The organism is Chthoniobacterales bacterium, from assembly GCA_036569045.1.
GTDB lineage: Bacteria > Verrucomicrobiota > Verrucomicrobiia > Chthoniobacterales > JAATET01 > JAATET01.
Genome location: DATCRI010000034.1, coordinates 1 through 23,573, shown reverse-complemented (window position 1 = coordinate 23,573; position 23,573 = coordinate 1). Strand labels below are relative to the sequence as shown.

Below are 23,573 nucleotides of genomic sequence, written 5' to 3'. Positions count from 1 at the left end.
CGATAACGGGTAAAAATCCGTAAAAGCTTGTTTCGACTGGCCACGCCAGCGGGTCGCGCGGAGACTTCCCGCGCCGTGCACGACAGCCTCAACCTCATTCTCACGTTCACGGGCGGTCTGACCGCCGCGCTGATTTTCGGGTTCATCACCACACGCCTCGGCCTGTCGCCGATCGTTGGCTACCTGCTCGCGGGCATTGCCGTCAGCCCGCACTCCCCCGGCTTCGACGCGGACGAGGACCTTGCCAGCCAGATGGCGGAGATCGGGGTGATCCTCCTGATGTTCGGCGTCGGCCTGCAGTTTCACATCAAGGAGCTGCTCGCCGTGCGGCGAATCGCCATCCCCGGCGCGCTCGCGCAGATTGCCGCCGCCACGCTGCTCGGCGCCCTTGCCACGCATTTCTGCGGCTGGGACTGGACCGCCGGCCTCGTCTTCGGCCTCTCGATCTCGGTCGCGAGCACGGTCGTGCTCGTCCGTGTTCTCTCGGACCACGGCGCACTGCATACCCGCACCGGCCACATCGCCGTCGGCTGGCTTGTCGTGGAGGACATTTTTACCGTGATCGCGCTCGTGTTGCTGCCCGCGCTCGTCGGCGCCACGGCGGGCGACGCCGGATGGGGCGCGGACTCGGCCAAAGCCATCGCCGGCGCCGTCGGCATCGCGTTGCTGAAGCTCGCCGCCCTCATCCTCCTCACGTTTGCGCTCGGTCGGTTCGTGATTCCGAAGATTCTCGAATACGTCGCCCGCACCGGCTCGCGGGAGCTGTTCATGCTGACGATCCTCGTGCTCGCCCTCGGCGTGGCCGTCGTCTCCGCGAAGCTCTTCGGCGCGTCGATGGCCCTCGGCGCCTTCCTTGCGGGCATGGTCGTCGGCCAGTCGGAGTTCAGCAACCGCGCCGCGACCGAGGCCCTGCCGTTCCGCGACGCCTTCGCCGTGCTGTTCTTCGTTTCGGTCGGCATGCTCTTCGATGTCACCCGCCTCTCGCAGGACTGGCAACTCATCGCGCTGGCGACCATCGTCGTCATCCTGGGCAAGTCGCTCGCCGCATTCCTCGTCGTTCGCCTGCTCCGTTACCCATTCCAGGTTTCTCTCGGCGTCGCCGTAGCCCTCGCGCAGATCGGCGAATTCTCGTTCATCCTCGCCGCGATGGGGCGGGATCTGAATGTTCTGCCCGAGAGCGCACTCAACGTCCTCGTGAGCGCCGCGATCATTTCGATCACCCTCAACCCGCTCCTCTACAAGGCCACTCCGAAGATCAACGCCTGGCTCGCCCGCCACGGCCGGCTTTCCCGCTGGCTAAACCCGCCGGAGCGGCTTCCCGACGGCCCGGCCGTCCCCACCAGCGACGACGAGCATTCTGCCATCGTCGTCGGCTACGGCCCAGTCGGCCGCACCGTGAAACGCATCCTCGAGCGCAACGGCATTCGCCCCACCATCGTCGAAATGAACGTCGACACCGTGCGCTCCCTGCGCTCCAGCGGCCTGCCCGCAGTCTACGGCGAGGCCGGCAGCCGCCAGACCCTCGAAGCCGCCGGCATCCGCAGCGCCGAGGCCCTCATCTTCACCGCTTCGAACGTCGCCCACGTCGCCGAGGCCATCCGCATCGCCCGGGAATTGAATCCCGAAATCCGCGTCCTCGCCCGCGCGAACTACCTCAACGAATCGCTCGCTCTCGATCGCGCCGGCGCGGATCAGGTCGTCACCGCCGAGGGCGAAGTCGCCCTCACCATGACCGAGTTCGTCCTCCGTTCGCTCGGCGCCACGTTCGATCACATCGACCGCGAGCGCGAACGCGTGCGCCGGGACCTGTTCGGCGACGCCTGACCTTCCCCAATTCGCCCCTTGAACCCCACAAACGCATCAATATATTTTGATGCGTTAATTTTTTCGTTTTACCGATGACCGATCCGACCACCCAAGCCCTGCGCGACCTGCTCGCCGAACGCATCCTCATCCTCGACGGCGCGATGGGCACGATGGTGCAGCGCTACAAGCTGGAAGAGGCGGACTACCGCGGCGAGGAGTTCAAGGACTGGTCGAGCGACGTGAAGGGCAACAACGACCTGCTCTGCATCACGAAGCCGGAGGTCATCCGCGAGATCCACAGCCAATACATCGCGGCCGGCGCGGACATCATCGAGACGAACACCTTCAGCGCGACCACCATCGCCATGGCCGACTACGGCATGCAGGCGCTCGTGCCGCAGCTCAACCTCGCCGCCGCCAAGGTCGCCCGCGAAGCCGCCGACGCCTGCACCGACCGCCGCGTCTTCGTCGCCGGCGCCATCGGACCGCTCAACCGCACGCTCAGCATTTCCCGCGATGTGAACGACCCCGGCGCGCGCGACGTGACCTTCGAGGAGGTCGTCACCGCCTACCGCGAGCAGATCGAGGCCCTCGTTGCCGGCGGTGTGGACATCCTTCTCGTCGAGACGATCTTCGACACGCTCAACTCGAAGGCCGCCCTCTTCGCGATCAGCGAATTCTTCGCCGAGACCGGCACGCGGCTGCCCGTCATGATCTCGGGCACCATCACCGACCTCTCCGGGCGCACCCTCACCGGCCAGACCGTCGAGGCGTTCCTGAATTCCGTCAGCCACTTCCCGCTCCTCTCCGTCGGCCTGAACTGCGCCCTCGGTCCGAAGGAAATGCGCCCCTACATCGAGGAACTCTCGACCAAGGCGCCGTTCTTCGTCAGCACCTACCCGAACGCCGGCCTGCCCGACCCGCTCTCGCCCACCGGCTTCCCCGAGACGCCGGATACCCTCGCGCCCCAGCTCGAGGATTGGGCCGAGCAGGGCTGGCTGAACATCATCGGCGGCTGCTGTGGCACCACTCCGGACCACATCGCCGCCATCGCGAAGGCCGTCCGCGGCCACAAACCCCGCGCCATCCCAGCCCGCGAGACCACGCTCCGCCTCAGCGGTCTCGAGCCCTTCACCGCGCGCCCGGAAATCCCGTTCATCAACATCGGCGAGCGCACGAATGTCACCGGCTCCCCGCGCTTCGCGAAGCTCATCCTCGCCGGCGACTACGACACCGCCCTCTCCGTCGCCCGCCAGCAGGTCGAGGCCGGCGCGCAGATCATCGATATCAACATGGACGAAGGCATGCTCGACGGCGCCGCGGCCATGACGAAGTTCTGCAACCTCATCGCGAGCGAACCCGACATCTCGCGCGTCCCGATCATGGTGGACTCGTCGAAGTTCGAGGTCATCGAGGCCGGCCTGCGCTGCATCCAGGGCAAGGCCGTCGTGAACTCCATTTCGCTGAAGGTCGGCGAGGAGGAATTCAAGCGCCAGGCCGCCGTCGTTCGCCGCTACGGCGCCGCCGCGGTCGTCATGGCCTTCGACGAGCAGGGCCAGGCCGACAACTACGAGCGCCGCGTGGAAATCTGCGGCCGCGCCTACCGCATCCTCGTCGAGGAAGTCGGCTTCCCGCCCGAGGACATCATCTTCGATCCGAACGTCCTCACCGTCGCCACCGGCATCGAGGAGCACGCGGACTACGCCCTCGACTTCATCGAGGCTACGCGCTGGATCAAGGCGAACCTGCCCTTCGCCCGCGTGAGCGGCGGCATCAGCAACGTCTCGTTCTCGTTCCGCGGCAACAACGCCGTGCGCGAGGCCATGCACTCGTGCTTCCTCTACCACGCCATCCAGGCCGGCCTCGACATGGGCATCGTGAATGCCGGCCAGCTCGCCGTTTACGAGGACGTCCCTGCCGACCTCCGCGAACGCATCGAGGACGTCCTCCTCAATCGCCGCGAGGACGCCACCGAACGCCTCGTCACCTTCGCCGACGAACTCAAGGACAAGGCCAGCGGCACGAAGGCCGCCACGGCCGACCTTTCCTGGCGCGAAGGCCCAGTCGAGGAGCGCCTCAAGCACGCGCTCATCAAGGGCATCACCGACTTCGTCGACGCCGATACCGAGGAAGCCCTCGCCGTCTACGGCAAGCCGCTGCTCGTCATCGAGGGCCCGCTCATGGCCGGCATGAGCGTCGTCGGCGACCTCTTCGGCGCCGGAAAGATGTTCCTCCCGCAGGTCGTGAAGAGCGCCCGCGTGATGAAGAAATCCGTCGCCTGGCTCACTCCGCTGATGGAAGCCGAGCGCGCCGCGAATCCCGACGCCCGCACGCAGGGCCGCGTCCTCATGGCCACCGTGAAGGGCGACGTCCACGACATCGGCAAGAACATCGTCGGCGTCGTCCTCGCCTGTAACAACTACGAGGTCGTCGACATGGGCGTGATGGTCCCCTGCGAGAAAATCCTCGCCACCGCGAAGGAGAAAAATTGCGACGTCATCGGCCTCTCCGGCCTCATCACTCCGTCCCTCGACGAGATGATCCACGTCGCGAAGGAAATGACCCGCGAAGGCTTCACCCTGCCGCTCATCCTCGGCGGCGCGACCACGAGCAAGGCCCACACCGCCGTCAAGATTCGCCAGCACTACGACCACGGCGTCGTCCATGTGCTCGACGCCTCTCGCGCCGTCAACGTCGTCAGCGCCCTCCTCAGCCCCGAGCAAAAGCCCGCCTACCTCGCCCAGCTCGACGCCGAATACGAGAAGCTCCGCGAGGAACACGCCGGCCGCACGAAGGAGAAGGCCATGCTCACCTTCGAAGAGGCAAAGGCGAACGCCTTCCAGATCGACTGGGCCGCCGCCGGCCTCGCCGTGCCCGGGAAATACGGCGTGCAGGTGTTCGACGACTTCCCGCTCGAAGAGCTGGTGGAATATTTCGACTGGTCGCCGTTCTTCCACGCGTGGGAACTCCGCGGCCGCTATCCCGCGATCTTCGAGGACGAATTCGTCGGCGCCGAGGCGAAGACGCTTTACGACGACGCCCGTCGCCTGCTCGACAAAATCGTCGGCAAAAAACTCTTCCGCGCCCGCGGCGTGCTCGCCCTCTGGCCTGCAAACAGCAACGGCGAGGACATCGAAATCTACGATCCCGCCGATCCCGGGGCGCGCCGGATCGTTGGCCACTTCCACGGCCTGCGCCAGCAAATGAAAAAGCCCGCCGGCCAGCCGAACTGGTCGTTGGCGGATTTCGTCGCGCCGAAATCCTCCGGCCGACTCGATTCCGTCGGCGGCTTCGCCGTCACCGCCGGCCCCGAGGTCCACGATCTCAGCGAAAAATTCAAGGCCGAGCACGACGACTACAATTCGCTCATGGTCAGCGCGCTGGGCGACCGCTTTGCCGAGGCCTTCGCCGAGTGCCTGCACAAGAGGGCGCGCGATTTGTGGGGCTTTGGCCGCACCGAAAACCTCACGAACGAGGAGTTCATCCGCGAAAAATACCGCGGCATCCGCCCCGCGCCCGGCTACCCGTCGCAACCCGACCACACCGAGAAGCGGGATCTCTTCCGCCTGCTCGACGCCACCACAAACACCGGCATCACCCTCACCGAATCGCTGGCCATGCACCCCGGCAGCAGCGTGAGCGGCCTCTACTTCGCGAGCGAACTGGCGAAATATTTCGCCGTCGGCAAACTTGAGCCCGACCAGATCGCGAGCTACGCCGCGCGCAAATCGATGCCTGTCGCCGAGGTCGAAAAATGGCTCGGCCCCTGGCTCAACTACGAGCCCGAAGGCTGAGGACGTGGTCGATCCCGTGCGGCGGGGCGCATGCACCGCCGGCCCTCAGAGCGCCTTCTCGTAGATCCGCCACTTGCGCGTGCGAGTAGCGCCCATCATCAGGGAGTTTTCGAGAACTGACCAATTTCTTTTCGGGATGCCGAATTGCGTCCCGTTCGTCAAAAAAAAATCCGCCGCCAGCCCCCTGTATTTCCGCAGCCTTGCGGCCCGTGCCCGGCCCGCCTTAGGTTTCGATGGCACACCCCCTGTTTCCCATGCTGCGGCCCGTCATTGCCCTGTGGTTTGGATTCGCGATCCTCGGATCGGCCGCCGCCGCTGAGCCCGCGGCGAGCCCGGTCCCCTCGCCGACTCCCGGCCCGGAGGAAACCTTTGCCGTCGCGGTTTTCGAGGCCATCGCGGATGGGGATGTCGAACGGCTGCGCCTCGCCCTCAACGACGGCGGAAATCCCGAGGCCGAGCTCCCGCACACCGCCGCGGCGGACGCCCTCCGCGCGCGCTACCACGACGAGGAACTCGCCTACTACCTGCGCCTCGAGACCGGCTACACGCCCCTGATGTTTGCCGCGGCCATTGGCAATGAGCCCGCAGTGCGCCTGCTCCTCGCGGCGGGAGCCGACCCCCATCGCGAATCCCGGAAAAACCAGACGTTCGCGCTCTGGCAGGCCGCCCGGGCCGGGCACCTCCGCATCATGTGCATTCTGATGGGCATCCAGCCCGGGTCGGAACCCACGCGCTACCGCGTGCGCGTCGACCTCGCAAGCCAGCGAGCCACCGTCTGGAAGGACGAAACCGTCCTTCTCACCTCCCCGGTCTGCTCCGGCAAGGAGTCCACCCCCACCCCGCCCGGCCGCTACCTCATCACGAACAAATACCGGCAATGGAAATCCACGATTTATCCGGCCCGCATGCCCTTCTTCCTGCGCCTTTCCTGCCGTGATTTCGGTTTGCATGCCGGTCCGCAAATGGGCTACCCGGCCTCGCACGGCTGCGTCCGCCTGCCGGAAAAGACCGCGAAGGAACTCTTCGCCCTCCTCCCGGTCGGCACGCTCGTCGAAATTCGCTAGCCAGGCCGGCATTCTTGGCCCCGGCGTTGCCCGCCGGCAAAGCGTCTTCCGGCTTCCCTTCCGCGGGCGGACTTTCGATCATTGCCGCCCTTTCCCAATTTCCAATTTTCGTCCCGTGATCGAGCAACATCTCCTCAAAGTCTCCCAGGAACTCAGCCTCCAGCCCCGCCAGGTCGCCGCGACGGCCGTCCTTCTCGAGGAAGGCGCCACCGTTCCCTTCATCGCCCGCTACCGCAAGGAGCGCACCGGCGAACTCGACGAAGTCGCCATCACCGCGATCCGCGACCGTCTCGACCAGCTCGGCGAACTCGACAAGCGCCGCGAGGCCATCGTCAGCTCGCTTGAGGAGCGCAAGCTGCTCACCCTCGAACTGAAGGCGAAAATCGACGCCGCCGAGACGCTCACGACACTCGAGGATCTCTACCTCCCGTTCCGCCCGAAGAAGCGCACCCGGGCCACCATCGCGAAGGAACTCGGCCTCGAACCCCTTTCCGAACTCCTCTGGGCACAGGACCCGGCGACCGATCCCGAGAAGGAAGCCGCGCCGCACGTTGGCGCCAGCGTCACCGTCGACGCCAAGACGAACACGCTCAATTCCATCGCCGACGTCCTCCTCGGCGCCCGCGACATTCTTGCCGAGCGCATGGCCGACGACGCCACCGCCCGCGCAAAGCTTCGCGACCTCTACCTCAACGAGGGCGTCCTGAAATCCAAGGTGCTCACCGGCAAGGAAACCGAGGGCGCGAAGTTCAAGGACTACTTCGACTGGAGCGAACCCGCCGCAAAGTCGCCGTCGCACCGCATTCTTGCCATCCGCCGCGGCGAGACCGAGGGCTTTCTCTACGCGCGTCTCACGCCCGAGGAAAGCGCCGCGCTCGGCATTCTCGAGCGCCTGTTCGTCAAGAACGCCACCCCCGCCGGCGAGCAGGTCAAGCTCGCCGCGCATGATTGCTACAAGCGCCTGCTTGGCTACGCGATGGAGGGCGAGGCCCGCCTGTTCTACAAAAAGAAGGCCGACGAGGAGGCGATCCGCGTCTTCGCCGACAACCTCCGCGAACTCCTGCTCGCCTCGCCGCTCGGCCAGCGCGCCGTGCTCGGGATCGACCCCGGCTTCCGCACCGGCTGCAAGATCGTCCTCCTCGACAAGCAGGGCAAACTCCTCGCGAACGACGTCATCTATCCCGAGAAGAGCGACCGCGAGCGCATGGAGGCCGCGCACATCATCAAGACCTGCGTCGAGAAATTCAAAGTCGAGGCCATCGCCATCGGCAACGGCACCGCCTCCCGCGAAACCGAAGGCTTCGTCCGCAAGCTCGGCCTGCCCGCCAGCGTCGCCATCGTGATGGTGAGCGAATCCGGCGCGTCGATCTACAGCGCCAGCGATGTCGCCCGCGAGGAATTCCCCGACCACGACGTCACCGTGCGCGGCGCGGTCTCGATCGGTCGCCGTCTGATGGATCCCCTCGCCGAGCTGGTGAAGCTCGACCCGAAATCGATCGGCGTCGGCCAATACCAGCACGATGTCGACCAGTCCGCCCTGAAGCGCAGCCTCGACGACGTCGTCGTCTCGTGCGTGAACGGCGTGGGCGTGGAACTCAACACCGCCAGCAAGCACCTTCTCACCTACGTCTCCGGCCTGAACAGCCGCACGGCCGCGGGCATCGTCTCGCACCGCGACTCGAACGGTCCGTTCAAGTCCCGCGACGAGTTGAAAACCGTCTCCGGCCTCGGCCCGAAAGCCTTCGAGCAAGCCGCCGGCTTCCTCCGCATCCGCGACGGCGCGCATCCGCTCGACGCCAGCGCCGTGCACCCCGAGCGTTATCCACTCGTCGACAGGATGGCCGCCGACCTCGGCTGCACCGTCACCGACTTGCTCAAGGACGGTGCGAAGCGCGCGAAGATCGATCCGAAAAAATACGTCACCGACGAGGTCGGCCTCCCGACGATCACCGACATCCTCGCCGAGCTCGCGAAGCCCGGGCGCGACCCGCGCGAGCAGTTCGAAGCCTTCAGCTTCGCCGAGGGCGTCGAGAAAATGGAAGACCTCACGATCGGCCTGAAGCTGCCCGGCATCGTCACGAACGTCACGGCCTTCGGCGCGTTCATCGACATCGGCGTCCATCAGGACGGCCTTGCCCACATCAGCCAGCTCAGCGATCAGTTCGTCAAAAACCCCGCCGACATTCTCAAGGTCGGCCAGAAGGTGATGGCGACGGTCACCGAAGTGGACCTCGCCCGCAAGCGCATCGCCCTCTCGTTGAAGGCCCGGCCCGAGCTCGGCCCGCAGCGCCGCGGCGAACGTCCGCAACGCGACAACGCGGATCGCGGTCCCCGTCGCGAGGGCGGCCAGCGCGCCGCCGCGGGCGGCGGCATGGGCAACCCGTTCGGCAACGTCGACTGGTTCACCGCCGCCCAGTCGAAGAAGCACTGATCGACGGGCCGCGCTACTTGCCGAGCAGGAAGCGGCGGATTTCGCGGGTCACGAGCGACTCGTCGACGATGAACACATAGTGGTTCGTATCGCGCAGCTCGACGACGCGCGCATTCTTCACACCGGAGCGAAATCGCGCGATCGCTCCGGTGTTCCAGCGGGAGAGCGCCCGGATGCTACTGTCGAATTCGCGACGCTTCGCGGCGGACAGGTCGTCGTAGTAGGGCAGGCGATACTGCGGAGTGATGTGATTGAAAATCCCGAGGGTGGGCGTCTGGATGCGGGCGTAGTCCGCCGGTTGCAGTCCGTCGATGATCTTTCGGGAAATCTCCGGGGGCGTGACCGCACCCACCACCCGGCCAGAGCGGGACGTGATCACGAAATTGCAGAGGGCGGCGAGAGGTTTGCGGTAGCCGTCGTCGCGGGCATCGGCGGCGGCGAGGGTCTGCACGGACCGCAGATCCGCGGGCCGCAGATCGGGCGCGGAAGGCGGCTGAGGAAGAGAGGCCCATCCTCCCGAGCCGAGATCCAGCGCGTCGAGGTAGACGAGTTTCCGCACGCGGCCCGGCCACTCGGCGCCCAGCACGTTCATCTCCGTGCCGGCGATGGAATGCCCGACAAAGATGGCCCGATCGATCCCCAGCGCGTCGAGCACGGCGATGTCGTCGCGGGCCCGGGTGCCGACGTCGTAACCATCCGCGGGCTGGCTGGACCGTCCAAAGCCCCGGCGCGTGATGCCGATGATGTGAAACCGATCATTGAGCTGGTAGGCGAACTCGTCGAACACATGCGCGTTGTCGCCGAGCCCGGCGAGCAGGACCAGGGGCTCGCCGCGCCCGCCCCAGTCGAGCACTTCCAGCTGCACGCCTGGCTCTACCGTGATGAAACGGACCTTGTGGGCGGAGACGTCACAAAGACAGGCCCGGCGGGCTTCCCGAGCTTGCGCGGTCGCCCCCAGGGCGGCCGGATGGCCGACGACGGCAGTCAGAAAGCCGATCACGAGGAAATGAAGAAGCTTCACATCGACAGGCCTAGGCTCTTTTTCACGGGTTGACCAGAACCGCGGCCGGATGATCCGACATCGGCCCGGGGACTGCTTGTCATCCCAGCCAAACCGAACAAGCTCTCTCCCATGCGTCGCAATCTCGCCCTCCTCCTTGCCGGCATCGTCGTCGCCAGCCAGCCGGCCCTTCGCGCGGAGACGCTGGCCGAGCAGAACGCGAGGGTGGAGGCGCTGCTCCCGCAACTCCGGAAACGCGCGGTCGCCTTTCGGCGCGGCTTCGACACTCCCGGCATGGCGCTCGCCGTCGTCACCCGCGACCGCGTCTATCCGCTCGTGACCGGCGTTTGCGAGACCGGCCGGGCGCGCCCCATCCGCGCGACGACGCTCTTCCAGTTCGCCTCGATGTCGAAGCCGATCACGTCCACCTTCGCCGCGATGCTGGTGTCGCAGGGCCGGCTGGGCTGGGATAGCCGGATTCACGATCTGCTGCCCTGGTTCCGGGTGGCCGAGACGCGCCCGACGCGCCTGGCCACGATCCGCGACATGCTCGACCTGCGCGGTCTGCCGGGCCCGGCGGGAGATTTCCTGGAGGGCCTCGGCCTGCCGCAACGCACTATCCTCGACCGGATGCAGTTCGTCTCCGTCGCGGAGAATTTCCGCAAACGGTGGGAATACTCGAATTTCGGCGTCACCGTCGGCGGCGTCGCCGCAGCCTCGGTGACCGGCCAGCCCTACCCCGAGGCACTCCAGCGGCTCCTCCTGCGTCCCGCCGGCATGAACACCGCGACCGCCATTTACCATCGATTCGGGCGGACCCGCGACCGCGCCGCGCTGCACATCATCGTCGATGGAAAGCCCGTGCCGGCGTTCGTTCGCCCCACGGATGCGCAGGCGCCGGCTGGCGGCGTGAGCGGCAGCATTCTCGACATCGCGGCCTTCCTCCAGCTTCACCTCAACCGCGGCGTGGCGGATGGCCGCCAAATCGTGCTCCCCTCGGCGCTCGATGCCTGCTACCGCCGCTACACCGACCTCGGCAAGGGCGTGCGGGTGGGCACGGATCCGCGCGACCACGCCTACTACGGCATCGGCTGGGACATCACGGTGAAGCCCGACGGCACCGAATACATCAACCATAACGGCGCGTTCTCCGCCGGCGCCCGCACGATCGTCAGCTTCCGGCGCGCCGACAGCATCGGCATCGTCGTGCTCACGAACGGCTTCCTCACCCTCCTTCCCGAGGCCGTGGTCGACATGTTCTTCCAGTTGTATGACACCGGCCACGTGCGCCCCGGCACGCTGACGACTTTTCGCCGGCGCGCCGCGACGGACGGCGCGAGAACCGGCGTCGACACGCTCATCAGCGGGCTTTTCGGCCTCGTGAACGCCCCTGCGATCATCGACGGCCGCCCGCTCGACGCCTACGCCGGCAAATACCGCAACGACTTCGTCGGCGACTTCGACGTCACCGAGAGCTTCGATCCGGAAAGCGGCCACAACGCCCTCTTCTTCAAAGCCACCGCCCGGCGCACCAACGTCAAGGTGCAGATCATCGCGGAGAATGGCCAACTCGCCGCCCGCACCCCCGAGGGCGGATTGATCGGGCTGGAATTCCAGAACTTCGACGGAACCCGCTTCAACGAACTCGTGATTCCGAACCTCGCCCCGCTCGGCTGGCAGAACCTCGCGAGAGTTCGCTGACCTTCCGAGGAGCGCGAGCTACGTCATCTCGACCAGCTCGAGCGGCAGCCCATCCGGGTCGGCGAAGAACGTGTATCGCCGGCCGGTGAGTTCATCGACGCGCACCGGCTCGATCTCCACGGCGTGCGCGACGAGTTCCGCCATCGTCGCATCGAGATCGCTCACGGCAAACGCCAGGTGCCGCAGACCCTGCGCCTCCGGCCGGGACGGACGCGGCGGCGGATTTGGAAACGAGAACAGCTCGATCTCGGTGCCGTCGGGCAGCGCGAGGTCGAGTTTGTAGGAGTCGCGTCCTGCCCGATACGTTTCGGCTACGATCGCGAGGCCCAGCACGCGCGTGTAAAAATCCTTCGAGCGCGCGTAGTCCGAGCAGATCACCGCGACGTGATGCAGGCCGAGGAAAGTCATGCTTTGAGACTATCGAACGCTCTTCCCGACTCAAGCCGGCCGCTGGGCGATAATGACGACGTGGCCCTCCGGCCATTGATCGAAATCGAGATGCCGAACAAGGCAGCCTTCCTCGGCGAGGATGGCGACATTCCGTTCCGGACCGAGCGTGCTGTAATCGAAGCGCAGCCCCTGCATCTCGCCGGAGATTTCGCCGGGCGGCCCGCCGCCGCAGGTAAAGAGAAGCACTCCGCCCGGTGCGAGGCCCGCGCACAGCTTTCGCAGCACGGGTTCCTGCCGGTCGAGCGGCAGATGGAAGATGCTGTCCCAGGCGGTGATGACATCGAAGGCCCGGGGGAAGTCCCACTCGCAGATGTCGGCGTGGTGGAAAGTTGCCCCGGCGTTTCGCGTGCGCGCGAGAGCGAGCATTTCGGCGGACGCATCGAGGCCCTCGACCGCAAAACCCGCCTCCTCGAGAACCGTGAGGAAGCGGCCGGTCGGGCCGCAACCGACATCGAGAGCGACGCCGGAGCCGGCGGTGAATGCAAGGGCGCGCCGCAGCGCCGCGAGGCCGTAGGTCGGACTGGTGCTTTGCTGGATCCAGCCAGCGATCTGGTCGTAGTGAGCCGCGGTCTGGCGAGGATCCATCGTCAGCGACGCAACTGGCGGGCAGCGTAGATCATGATCCCCGCGTGAATGACGATCGCGCTCCCGAGACCGATTACCTGATAAAGCCAGCCTCCATGCCCGGCGGCGGTGACCGCCCAGACTCCGGCAATTCCCGCCGGCAGGAACAGCACTACCGACGTCAGGAGGCCGGGATTGTAGCGCCGAAGAGCCAGTCCCTGACCGATGTGAGCGACGGCATTGACCAGCGGCAGATAGATTCCGATGAGGCCGTAGCCGAGGTTCACGAACGCCGCGAGGAGGATGGAGACAAGATTCACGCCCCACACGCCGGGGATGTTGATGACGAAGACCGCCGTCTTCGAGAGCACTTCGCGGCCCTTCCCGAGCACCTCGTTGACAAAGAGCCGGAAGCGGTCGCCATCGTGCTCCTCGAGTTGGTGAAGCATGTAGATCGGCAGCTGCAGATAGACGAGCACGAGGGCGAGAGACCATTCGCGGGCCAGCACCGGGAGCAGGCCAAGCAGCAGCAGACCGGCCAGGAATCCGCCGTAGACCCAGTTTGCGGCGAGGCGTTCGAAAGTCGCTTTCAGGGATGAGGAGAGGCTGCGGCGGCGGGCTTCGCCGCCTTCCAGGGCAGGGCGTTCGCCTCGCTGGCCGCGAGGAGGTTATGGAGCGCCACGGGCCAGAGCCAGTCGGTGTTTCGCGTGGCGGGCAGATAGCGGGACGGCAGGTGGAACGGGAAGGCCGACTCGCCGCTCAGATAGCGGGCAACTTCGGCATAGGGCACCCACGCATACGGGCCGCGCTCGGCGTAGGCGGGATTGTTCGCCGGAATCGATGACGCCGCGAGTTTCTCGACCGGCACGCGGTCGACCTTTACGAAGAAGAAGGCAAACGGTCCGTCGAAGATCGGCTTGCGATCCTTGATCTGTGCAAGCAGGGCGGCGCGCTTGAAGTAGCCGTGCGTTTCCTCCTCGGTCTCGCGGGCGGCGGTTTCGGCGATGGTTTCACCCGCTTCTGCCTGCCCGCCGAAGGTCGCCCATCCCCGCTCCGAGGGCGAAGCGTGGTCCGCGAGGAGCAACTCCACGCCGGCAGGCGTTTCCGTGTAGAGAATGATTCCTGCCGGGTGGGAGGCCGCCTGCGCGGACGCCCAATCGACGACCAAAAGACTTCCTCCCAGCAGGGCAAGCGCCAGTCGCTTCATGGCAAACGGCGCGCCGACTCAGGGCATCGGCACGAGGGTCCGCGCGGCGGCGACGGCGGCGGCGAGATCGGGAAAACCGAGGGTGACGAACTGCTTCTTGTAGTAAAGGGGGTGTTTGATGCGCGGCGTGGCGACGAGCTTGCCGTCCATCACGATGTTGAAGGGCTTGTCGAGGTTCGCGGTGATGAGTTCGTGGGTCTCGGCGAGCTTCTTCTTGGTGAAATAGATGTCGACCTTCGGATGATCGCCGGGATTCAGCTGAATCTGAACATAGCGAATGTCCTTCGGCGTGAGCGAGAGGGTCGCGAGCTCCTGCGCGTGAGAGAGCCCGAGGGTGGCCGCAGCAAGGAAGCCAAGAATGACACGAATTTTCGATCGACGAAGATAAGCGGGAAGCGCCATATGCCCCGACACTAGCAGCAGGATTCCAGCCAGCGAGCCTTTTGGCCGGGTTGTCGGAACGAAAAAAGGGGACGGACGACACCCGTCCCCTTTTTCTCCAAAATCTCAGGCCGCGTTGCGGACCTGGCGGGCGGCCTCGGAATCGAGGACTTCGCGGCGGATGCTCTTGCCGCGGAAACGCGACCACCAGAGCACGATCGGCGCGGCCACGAAGACCGAGGAATACGTGCCGATCACGATGCCCGCGAAGATGGCGAAGGCGAAGTCGCGCAGCACGGCGCCGCCGAAGATCCACAGCGCGCCCACGGAGAGCAGCGTGGTGCCGCCGGTGAGGATCGTGCGGCCAAGGGTCTCGTTGATCGCGGTGTTCATCAGTTGCGAAATGCTGCCGCCAGCCCCGTCGGCGAGCCGCTCGCGGATGCGATCGAACACGACGATGGTGTCGTTGATCGAGTAGCCGGCAATCGTGAGGATCGCGCCGACCATCACGAGGGAGAGCTCTCCGCCGATGAGCGAAAAGACACCGATCGTGATGATGACGTCGTGCAAAACGGCGACGATGGCGCCGAGCGCGAAGGAAAATTCGAACCGCATCGTGACGTAGACAAGAATGCCGAGCATGCCGAGGGCGAGGGCCCAGCCGGCGCGCTTCGCGAATTCCATGCCGATACGGGCGCCGACGGTGTCCTGTCCCGCACTGGCGATACCCCGGTCCGGGTAATCAGCCTTCAGCCTGGCGAGGATTTTTTCGCCGGTGCCTTCGGGGCTGCGGAAGGTGAGCAGGTTCGCGGTGCCCTGGCGCTCCATCTGAATGACGACAGCCTCGCCGAGGCCGAGCTGATCGGTGACGACGCGAGCATCCTGAATGCTGACGGGAGCCTTGGAGGTAACGGACAGCAGGTCGCCTCCGCGGAAGTCGATCCCAAAGTTGTTCGCGCCCCGAATGCCGAAGACCACGAATGAGCCGACGATGAAGATCGCGGAGATGCTGATGGCGAGACGGCGTTTCCCAATAAAGTCGAAGGACTTCTTCGGAATGAGATCGAGCATCGTGATCTTCTTCAAGCCGCCCTTTTCCACCCACCAGCGAAAGATCGTGCGGGTGACGAGCAGCGCCGAAAACATCGAGGCGATGATGCCGAGCGTGAGCGTGACGGCGAAGCCCTTCACCGAGCCGGTGGCCTGAATGAACAGGATGACCGAGGTAATGAGCGTCGTGAGGTTCGCGTCGAAGATGGCGCTGAAGGCCTTCTCGTAGGCGCCGTTGAGGGCGGCGGCCAGGGATTTGCCCGCGGCCTGCTCCTCGCGGAGACGCTCGTAGATGAGGACGTTCGCATCCACCGCCATGCCGATGGAGAGGATGATACCCGCGATACCAGGCAGGGTGAGCACGAAGCCGAACATGGCCATCATGCCCAGCAGGAGGACGAGATTCACCGCGAGGCCGACGAGAGCAACGATGCCGGGCAGGCGGTAGTAGACGAGGACGGCGATGCAGACGAGCACGAGGCCGCCGACGCCGGAAAGCACGCCACTGTTGATGGAATCGGCGCCGAGCGTGGGCGAGACGCTGCGGACTTCCTCGATCTGCACGGGGACGCGGAGAGGATTCTCCAGGGCGCTCGCGAGATCGCGGGCCTCCTCTTCGCTGAAGTTGCCGGTGATCTGGGCCTTGCCGTGGAAGTTTGCCGTCTGCAGCGTCGGCGCGGAGATGACGTCGCCGTCGAGAACAATGGCGAGCCGGTTACCGACGTTGTTCGCCGCGAGGGCGTCGAAGAGCTTCGCGCCCTCGGCGTCGAATTCGAGGCTGACGCCCCAGCCCTGCTGGTCGAAATAGGCGAAGGCCTTCTTCACGTGGTCGCCGCCGAGATCGGCCTTGCGACCGATGAGCAGTTCCTCGGTGGTTGTCTTGCCGTTGGTGCCTTCGTGCTTCGTCGTCTTGATGACGTAGCCGGGCGGCAGGATGGCCTGGCCGGCCTTCACCTGCTCGATCACGCCCGCGCTCCCGGGATAGACGATCGAAAATTCGAGCTTGGCGACGCGCTGGAGCTGGGCCTTCGCCTGCTGCATGGCCTCGTCGCTGAGGCCGGCAATCTGGACGGAGATGCGGTCCTCACCCTGCGGAGCGATGTCCGGCTCGCTCACGCCGAGCTTGTCGACGCGGGTGCGGATGACCTCCACGGCGCGCTCGAGCAGGTCCTTGTTGATGGGCTCGGCGCCGGGCTCACGAACAAGCTTGATGAGGAACGAGGAGCCGCCACGCAGGTCGAGACCGAGGCGGATCTTCTTGTCGAGCGGGGTGACTTCCTCGACGCAGAACGCCACGAGCAACACCGTGAGAACGAGGCCGAGCCAGCGCTTGCGGCTCGCGAGGTCGGTGGCAAAATACCAGCCGAAGAGAACGAGAATCAGAAGGCCGAAGCCAAAGACGAGTGCGGGAGACATAGATAGGGATTTCGCAAGGCGCGGTGACCTGCCCGTGGGGAGACGCAGCCAGCCGAGCCGGAAAGCATAGGCGGATGCGTCCGGCTGTCCAAGAAATTCAAACGGGGCGGGACGGCTGCGGCCGTCCCTTCGATCTGGCGGTTAGGCGCTTTTTTCCGAGTCGCGCGAGACGGTGACGATCGCCGCGCGGTCGAACTCGAGTTTCACGTTGTCGGCGACGCGCACGAGGATGGTCTTGTCCTTCACGTTGGTCACGACGCCATGAATGCCGGCGCTGGTGACGACGGCGTCGCCGCTCTGAATGCCGGCAACGAGCTTGGCGTGCTCCTTCTGCTTCTTCTGCTGCGGGCGGATGAGCAGGAAGTAGAAGATGACGAAGATGAAAATGAGCGGCACGAACTGCATGATGGGGCTCGGCGCGGGACCGGCGGGCGCAGGCGTGGCAGCTTGGGCGAAGAGAAGGAGATCGGTGAAATTCATGGCAAGAGCGGGGAATCTAGAAACGAGGCCGCGGAGAGTCCAAGCAAATCGACCATGCGGGACCGGCACTCATTTCGCGTCGATGTGGATGCCATCCTGCCGCAGCGCCGCATCGTAGAGGTTCTCGAGGCAGAGCCAGCGATTCAAAAACGCCCCAACCACGGCGGCGACCATCAGGACCGGGAGCGCATCGAGCTGCTGGGTCATCTCGGTCACGATCAGGACGGAAGTGATCGGCGCGCGGACGACGGCGCACAGGCAGGCGGTCATGCCGACGAGTGAAAGCATCGTCTGATCCGACGGCGTGAGCCCGACCGCTCCCGGCGTCAGGCCGTAGACCACCGTGCCGCACATTCCGCCGAAAAAGATCAGCGGGGCGAAGATGCCGCCGCAGCCGCCGGTGCCATAGCAGAAGATGGTGGCGATGATCTTGGCGACGAGCAGGATGGCGGCCACCTCCCAGACGATGTGATTCTGGAGAGTGTCGTGAAGATTTTCCTCTCCAAGGCCGAAAACGCCGAGCTGCCCGGTCATTCCAAAGGCGCCCACCGCCGCGGCGCAACCGATCACCGCGCCCGCCGCGGGTCGGAAAACCGGGTGGATCGGCGCGTGTTTCATCCACCCGCGCAGGGCGAGCGTGCCGCGCTGAAAAACGATGCCGGCCATGCCCGCGACGAGCGCCATCACCGGAGAAAGCCAGATGACCGGCCAGGTGAGCGGAACGTTCCACCCCAGCGGCAGCGCGGGATGATTCCCGAGCATGAGATAGACGATGACCACGGCCAGCGCGGCGGCAAACAGCGAGCGGCCGGCGAACTTCGCCTGATTCTGGCCGCCGGCAATTTCCTCGAGCACGAGAGTCACGCCGGCCAGCGGACTGTTGAACGCCGCTGCGAGACCCGCCGCCGATCCGGCGCAAATGGCGTTCAGGCGACCTTCCCGGGACTCGCGAAACCACGCCCCGATCTTGCTCGCCAGTGCGGCGCCCATGTGGACGGTCGGGCCTTCGCGGCCGAGGCTGGAGCCGGTGCCGATCGACAGCACGCCGCCCACGAATTTCACGAGCACGAGCCGCCAGGTGAAATTGATCGCTCCTCGCTGGTAGGCAACCTTCACCTGCGGAATGCCGCTCCCGGCGGCGTCGGGCGCAAAGCGATGCATCAGCCAGCCGGCAACGAGCGCGCCGCCCGTCATCAGCAGGAACGCCGTCAGCGCAAAGCTGCCGAAGGAGCCATTCGCGTGATCAAACAGGAAGTTGCTCTCGATCCAGCTCGCAGCCGCGGCGAAGGCGACCGCCACAAGCCCGGAGCTCAGCCCAATCGAGGCGGTTGCAGCCAGCGGACGCCACCCCAAGCCGGCAATCTTCGATTTGCCCATCGCCGACTCTATAAAGGACAAGTCGGTGGCGACAAGACTCAGCCTTCGATGCCCGCGAGCAGGACGTTTGTGGGAATCACCTGCCGCAGCCAGTCCAGCCGCGTCGGGATCCGGCGGGCGCCATCCACGCTGCGCAGGCCGGCGACGAACAGATCCGCGCCGAAATCCTGCAGAAAATCGCAGAGCGAAAATCCGGTGGTCGAGCGCAGCAGGCGGTAATCGACGTCACCAGAGAAGCCGGAAGCGCCGTCCACGATGCCGGCCAGTCGCGCCTCGTCGAGCGGCCCCTCGCCGGCGGGAACCCGCGCCTGGTCGAAGGGGGTGACGACACCAAGGAAGATCATTTCCGTCGCGCCGAGACGGGTAGCCAGTTCGCAGGCGCGATTGAGAAACTCGACGGACGGCTTTTTGAGATCCACATCGACGGCCACGCGGCGGCAGGATGCGCCCTGCTCCTCGGGTCTCGGCAGCAACAACAGATCGCAGGTCGCGCGCTCGAGGAGTTCCCGGGCGACGCCACCGACGAAATTGCGATGGTCGCCCTGCCGCTCGAGCGCACCGGCGAGCAGGAGGTCGATTCCATTGCGCGCGCAGGCGGAAAGGATGGCATCGGCGGGCGTGGCGGCCTCCGACCAGATAATGCCGGTATTCCCCGCGCGACCGAGCTTCTCCAGGGCCTCGAAAAACTTCGCGATGCCCTCGGCGTGCTCGGCGGAGGCGTGAATCACACTGAGCGGACTGCCGAGCCGGCTCGCATAGCGGTCCGCCTCGGACAGCACCGCATGGAAGCGCGGCGAGAAGGTCGAGGCGACGCCGATGTTCTGATATGCGCCGGGCATGGAGACGATGTAATCCCGATTCCGCGAAGCGTCATCCGATTTCCCACCGTCCTTGACACCCGAACTTTCCGCGCTAGACACCTGCCGATTCGAAACGCCGCGTGGCGGTTTGTTCCAAGGCGAACGAGCGATTGATCGCGTTCAGATAAGCGCGGGCGCTCGCCTCGACGACGTCGGTGCTCGCCCCCTTGCCGGTCACGAGCTGGCCGTCGCCGAAATCGATTTTCACGGTCACCTCGCCCAGCGAATCGCGGCCCTGCGTGACGGCCTCCACCTGATACGAAGCCAGCGTGCCGTGCTTGTCCACGATGCGATCGATCGCCTGCATCGCGGCATCCACCGCACCATTGCCCGGGCTGGAATCCTGGAAGCTCTCGTCGCCCTTCCGCAATTTCACCGTTGCCGTCGGCACGGTCGTGGAACCGCTCGTGACGTGGATGTAATCGAGCGAATAGGTCTCGCCGACGCTGCCGATCGAATCGTCCACCAGCGCGCTCAGGTCGTCGTCGTAAACGAACTTCTTCTTGTCGCCGATTTCCTTGAAGCGCACGAACACGGCGTCGCTCTCGGCGTCAGTCAGCTTGAAGCCCAGATGCTCCAGGCGCGAAGCCATCGCGTGGCGGCCGGAGTGCTTCGTCAGCGGCAATTCCGTGCCGCCCCAGCCGACCTCCTCGGGATCCATGATCTCGTAGGTCTCGCGCTTCTTCAGGATGCCGTCCTGGTGAATGCCCGAGCTGTGCGCGAAGGCATTCTCGCCGACGATCGCCTTGCTGCGGGCGACCTGCAGGCCGCTCATCCGCGCAATCAGGCGCGACGACTTCAGGATCTCACGCGTCACGACATTGGTGTGGATGCCGCCGAAGAAATCCGGCCGCGTCCTGATCGCCATGACGACTTCCTCCAGCGCGCAGTTGCCCGCGCGCTCGCCGATGCCGTTGAACGTGCCCTCGACCTGCCGCGCGCCGGCCTTGATCGCGGCCAGCGAGTTCGCCACCGCCAGGCCCAGATCGTCGTGGCAGTGCACGCTGATGATCGCGTCGTCGATATTGCGGACATTGCTGCGCAGATACGTGATCAGCGAGGCATATTGCTCGGGCACCGCATAGCCGACCGTGTCGGGGATGTTGACCGTCGTGGCGCCAGCCTCGATGGCGGCCTGCACGACGCGGGCCAGAAATTCCGGCTCGGTGCGCGAGGCGTCCTCGGGCGAGAATTCGACGTCCTTCACCAGGCCCTTCGCACGCTTCACGCCCTCGACGGCCATGCGAATGATTTCGTCCTCAGCCTTCTTCAGCTTGAACTCGCGATGGATCGCCGACGTGGCCAGGAAGACGTGGATGCGCCCGCGCTCGCCGGCGGCCTTCACCGCCGCGCCCGCGGCGTCGATGTCCCTGGACACGCAACGCGCGAGACCGCAAATGATCGGACCGCGGACCTCCTCGGCAATCGTGCGAACGGCCTCGAAATCGCCGTCGCTGATCACCGGGAAGCCGGCCTCGATCACATCGACGTTCAGGCGCCCCAGCTGGCGGGCGACCTCCATCTTTTCACGCAGGTTCATCGACGCGCCGGGGCATTGCTCGCCATCGCGCAGCGTCGTATCGAAAATCACAACTTTATCGGACATAACTTTGGGGAATTGGGTTTTCCGGCGAAGAAAAAAGGAAGCTCGTGGCCCTCACCACGCCGCCAGAAACACGCAGTTAAGCCAGGAAATTAAAGCAAAAGGAGAGGAAGTCGGCTCGGGAGCAACCCGAGTCGAAGCGCGAGGAGAGAAGTGCGCGCGGCCTTGACCATGGCCAACAGATGTAGCGTCGCATCCCGGTCGTGGCAACCGGTATTTCCCTCGCCACCGGCTTCCCGGCAGCATCATTCCTTGATAGCCTGAAAACCCGACGCCGGAAACTTCTCGCAGCCATGAACATTCCTCGCCTGCTCGCTCCGCTCCTCGCGCTCGCGCCAACGACTCTTCCCGCGGCGCCGGAGACCGTGAGCATCCCGCTGTATCACGTCCTCGAGGACGGCGGCGGCCATCGGCTCGGCATTTACGCGGCCCTGGGCGGCTCGCCCGTCGCGAAGCTCTACGAAGTCGACACCGGCTCGACGGGATTCTACGGAGCGCGGGCGGAATGGTGGCCCAACGCCAGGGTCATCGGCCCCGGCCCGAACCCGCAATCCTACGGCAGCGGCGTCTCCTACGAATACGACATCGTCGAGACCACGGTGGACTTCGGCCACGGCGCAAAAACCGACGGCGTGCGCGCCGGACGCATCACCCGGGCCTCGGGTCCCGGGCTCACTCCGAAAAAGTGGAACCATCTCGTCAAACAGGACATCCCGCCCCTCCACGGCGCCTTTTTCGGGAACATGGGTTCCGGCCTGGAGCACAAGAACGGCATGTTCGCGATCATCCCGCAGCTGCCGGGCAATCTCTCCACCGGCTTCATCATCGAGACCCGCGGCCTCGTGCGCCAGGGCCAGGTCAATCGGCCCGTTCGCCAGGGCCAGATTCTCGTCGGCCTCACGGACGAAATCCGGCGGCGGTTCGAGATTCAGATTCCCATGCGAAGGCTCACCACCACGAACGGCGCGCCGGTTTTCTTCCCCAGCGGCTACCAGACGCGCGAGCAGTATCTCCTCGACGTGACCGTCACGCTTTCCCGCCCCGGCTCGGCCGATTTCTCGACGCCCATGTATGGCCTGCTGGACAGCGGCGCCTCCACCCCCAATTACCGCACGACTCGCAAGACCCCGCTACCGAAGGAATTCGCCGACGGCGACCATCTGAAGGCGGACACCCAGCTCGCCGCCTTCGCCGCCGGGCACGGCGACTGGAACTGGACCTTCGATCCCGTATTCACGCCGCCATTCCGCAGCATCGCGATCGAGTCGAAGGGCCAGCCGAATACCAACCTCGGGAACTCCGCCTTCTTCGAATACGACGTCATGTATGATCTCCAGCGCGGCATCCTCGGCCTGCACCGCATCCCCGGCCGCCCGCGCATCACGATCAACGACCCCGCCAACCCCACCACCACCGCCTCGCGGATCCGCATCGCCGGCGCCGCCTCGAGCCCGACCGGCATCCAGTCCGTGCGCTACCGCATCAACAAAAGTCCGCACTGGCGCCGCACCTCGGGCACCGCGATTTGGCAATTCACCGCCCGCCTGAAACCCGGCATCAACCATATCCGCATCGCCGCCACCAATCGCGTCGGTCAGATCGCCAGACGCAGCCTCACGGTCACGCGGGAGTAGCCGCTGAGCGCGCCGCTCACGCCGCCGCCTGCCAATTCTCGACCTTCAAACCGGCCACGCGGGAAAACTCACCGACGTTCGCCGTGACGACCGTCGCCTCGAGCGCCAGGGCGTGCGCCCCGATCAGCAAATCCATTCCGCCAATCAGCCGACCATCCCGCTCCAGCGCCGTCCGGATTCGCGCGTAGTGCGCAGCAACGGATTCCGTGAGCGGCTCGATGGGCAGCACGTCCCGCAATTTCGCCACCCTCGCCGCGGGGCGTTTCTCGCCCGCGAGTTCCGCCTTGCGCGCGCCATACGCCAGCTCGAGGAAAACGACGATCGAGAACCGCAACTCCCCCGCCTCCAGAGCCTCCACCATGCGCGTCGACAGCGCCGGGCTGGTCCCGCGCAAGTGCGCGGAGAACGCATTCGTGTCGGGAAAATAAATCACATCAGCGGGTCCCGCGGAAGATCCGGCGGCAGCGGAGCGATATCCGGAAAATCGGGGCAACTTCCCTCCATCGCCGCGAAGAGCTGGGCCCGGCGGCGGTTATCTTCATCAGGCTGGATCAGGATGCCATTGGCAGTCCGGGTCAGCTTCACGGTCCGCCCGGGCATCCGAAATTCCTTCGGCAGCCGCACGGCCTGCGACCCGCCATGCTGAAACAACTTCGCCGTCGCCACGTCCATGTATCTACGTGTAGACACAGCCGCTGCGCGAGTCAATGATCGTGGCCCCTCCTATTTGCGAACCGCCCGGCCTGGAGCGGCGG

19 protein-coding genes are annotated in these 23,573 nt (G+C 65.6%); 6 read left to right on the top strand and 13 right to left on the bottom strand.

The genetic code is table 11. The features are described from left to right. Positions 1 to 27: 27 nt before the first annotated feature. The 4 genes from VIM61_06915 (at position 28) to VIM61_06900 (ending at position 9,095) form a co-directional block, all read left to right on the top strand. On the top strand, positions 28 to 1,824 hold the full coding sequence (locus tag VIM61_06915) for a cation:proton antiporter (protein ID HEY8900124.1): 1,797 nt from the start codon (positions 28 to 30) through the stop codon (positions 1,822 to 1,824). A gap of 74 nt (positions 1,825 to 1,898) precedes the next feature. Further along, positions 1,899 to 5,600 (top strand): methionine synthase, encoded by a 3,702-nt coding sequence (metH, locus tag VIM61_06910; GenBank protein ID HEY8900123.1) that lies wholly within the window; start codon positions 1,899 to 1,901, stop codon positions 5,598 to 5,600. A 233-nt stretch (positions 5,601 to 5,833) separates the two neighbouring features. Next, positions 5,834 to 6,664 carry a L,D-transpeptidase family protein gene (locus VIM61_06905; protein HEY8900122.1) on the top strand — a complete coding sequence of 277 codons (831 nt, stop codon included), beginning with the start codon at positions 5,834 to 5,836 and terminating at the stop codon, positions 6,662 to 6,664. Positions 6,665 to 6,779: 115 nt separating this feature from the next. Beyond that, the gene (locus VIM61_06900; protein ID HEY8900121.1) at positions 6,780 to 9,095 is read left to right on the top strand and encodes a Tex family protein; all 2,316 of its coding nucleotides are present in this window, start codon (positions 6,780 to 6,782) and stop codon (positions 9,093 to 9,095) included. A 13-nt stretch (positions 9,096 to 9,108) separates the two neighbouring features. Here the strand turns inward: VIM61_06900 and VIM61_06895 are convergent, their stop codons facing one another. Further along, a complete protein-coding gene (locus VIM61_06895) occupies positions 9,109 to 10,116 on the bottom strand; it encodes an alpha/beta hydrolase (GenBank protein ID HEY8900120.1) in 1,008 nt (335 codons plus the stop codon). Between the two features lie 111 nt (positions 10,117 to 10,227). On the opposite strand from VIM61_06895, the gene VIM61_06890 reads away from it, so the two are divergent. After that, a complete protein-coding gene (locus VIM61_06890) occupies positions 10,228 to 11,796 on the top strand; it encodes a serine hydrolase domain-containing protein (GenBank protein ID HEY8900119.1) in 1,569 nt (522 codons plus the stop codon). An 18-nt stretch (positions 11,797 to 11,814) separates the two neighbouring features. Here the strand turns inward: VIM61_06890 and VIM61_06885 are convergent, their stop codons facing one another. From VIM61_06885 to VIM61_06840, 10 genes are all read right to left on the bottom strand, one after another. Continuing rightward, positions 11,815 to 12,204, bottom strand: a complete 390-nt coding sequence (locus tag VIM61_06885) for a VOC family protein (GenBank protein ID HEY8900118.1) — start codon at positions 12,202 to 12,204, stop codon at positions 11,815 to 11,817. Positions 12,205 to 12,234: 30 nt separating this feature from the next. Further along, positions 12,235 to 12,831 carry a class I SAM-dependent methyltransferase gene (locus VIM61_06880; protein ID HEY8900117.1) on the bottom strand — a complete coding sequence of 199 codons (597 nt, stop codon included), beginning with the start codon at positions 12,829 to 12,831 and terminating at the stop codon, positions 12,235 to 12,237. Between the two features lie 2 nt (positions 12,832 to 12,833). After that, the gene (locus tag VIM61_06875; protein ID HEY8900116.1) at positions 12,834 to 13,319 is read right to left on the bottom strand and encodes an HXXEE domain-containing protein; all 486 of its coding nucleotides are present in this window, start codon (positions 13,317 to 13,319) and stop codon (positions 12,834 to 12,836) included. Between the two features lie 80 nt (positions 13,320 to 13,399). Further along, entirely contained in the window at positions 13,400 to 14,017 is a 618-nt protein-coding gene (locus tag VIM61_06870; protein ID HEY8900115.1) for an NUDIX domain-containing protein, read from the bottom strand. Between the two features lie 18 nt (positions 14,018 to 14,035). Further along, positions 14,036 to 14,419 (bottom strand): hypothetical protein, encoded by a 384-nt coding sequence (locus VIM61_06865; GenBank protein HEY8900114.1) that lies wholly within the window; start codon positions 14,417 to 14,419, stop codon positions 14,036 to 14,038. A 105-nt stretch (positions 14,420 to 14,524) separates the two neighbouring features. Continuing rightward, a complete protein-coding gene (gene secD, locus VIM61_06860) occupies positions 14,525 to 16,864 on the bottom strand; it encodes a protein translocase subunit SecD (GenBank protein HEY8900113.1) in 2,340 nt (779 codons plus the stop codon). A gap of 141 nt (positions 16,865 to 17,005) precedes the next feature. Further along, on the bottom strand, positions 17,006 to 17,344 hold the full coding sequence (gene yajC / locus VIM61_06855; GenBank protein HEY8900112.1) for a preprotein translocase subunit YajC: 339 nt from the start codon (positions 17,342 to 17,344) through the stop codon (positions 17,006 to 17,008). A 69-nt stretch (positions 17,345 to 17,413) separates the two neighbouring features. Continuing rightward, a complete protein-coding gene (locus tag VIM61_06850) occupies positions 17,414 to 18,697 on the bottom strand; it encodes a chloride channel protein (GenBank protein HEY8900111.1) in 1,284 nt (427 codons plus the stop codon). Between the two features lie 62 nt (positions 18,698 to 18,759). Continuing rightward, entirely contained in the window at positions 18,760 to 19,560 is an 801-nt protein-coding gene (locus VIM61_06845) for a universal stress protein (GenBank protein ID HEY8900110.1), read from the bottom strand. Positions 19,561 to 19,633: 73 nt separating this feature from the next. After that, positions 19,634 to 21,187: a 2-isopropylmalate synthase gene (locus tag VIM61_06840; protein ID HEY8900109.1), complete on the bottom strand. Its 1,554-nt coding sequence runs from the start codon at positions 21,185 to 21,187 to the stop codon at positions 19,634 to 19,636. Between the two features lie 290 nt (positions 21,188 to 21,477). On the opposite strand from VIM61_06840, the gene VIM61_06835 reads away from it, so the two are divergent. Beyond that, on the top strand, positions 21,478 to 22,818 hold the full coding sequence (locus VIM61_06835) for an Ig-like domain-containing protein (protein ID HEY8900108.1): 1,341 nt from the start codon (positions 21,478 to 21,480) through the stop codon (positions 22,816 to 22,818). 16 nt (positions 22,819 to 22,834) lie between these two features. Here the strand turns inward: VIM61_06835 and VIM61_06830 are convergent, their stop codons facing one another. Together VIM61_06830 and VIM61_06825 are read right to left on the bottom strand one after the other, a co-directional pair. Then, the gene (locus tag VIM61_06830) at positions 22,835 to 23,251 is read right to left on the bottom strand and encodes a PIN domain-containing protein (GenBank protein ID HEY8900107.1); all 417 of its coding nucleotides are present in this window, start codon (positions 23,249 to 23,251) and stop codon (positions 22,835 to 22,837) included. Next, the gene (locus tag VIM61_06825; protein ID HEY8900106.1) at positions 23,248 to 23,508 is read right to left on the bottom strand and encodes an AbrB/MazE/SpoVT family DNA-binding domain-containing protein; all 261 of its coding nucleotides are present in this window, start codon (positions 23,506 to 23,508) and stop codon (positions 23,248 to 23,250) included. Before VIM61_06825 ends, VIM61_06830 begins: the two co-directional genes overlap by 4 nt. Positions 23,509 to 23,573: the final 65 nt, after the last annotated feature.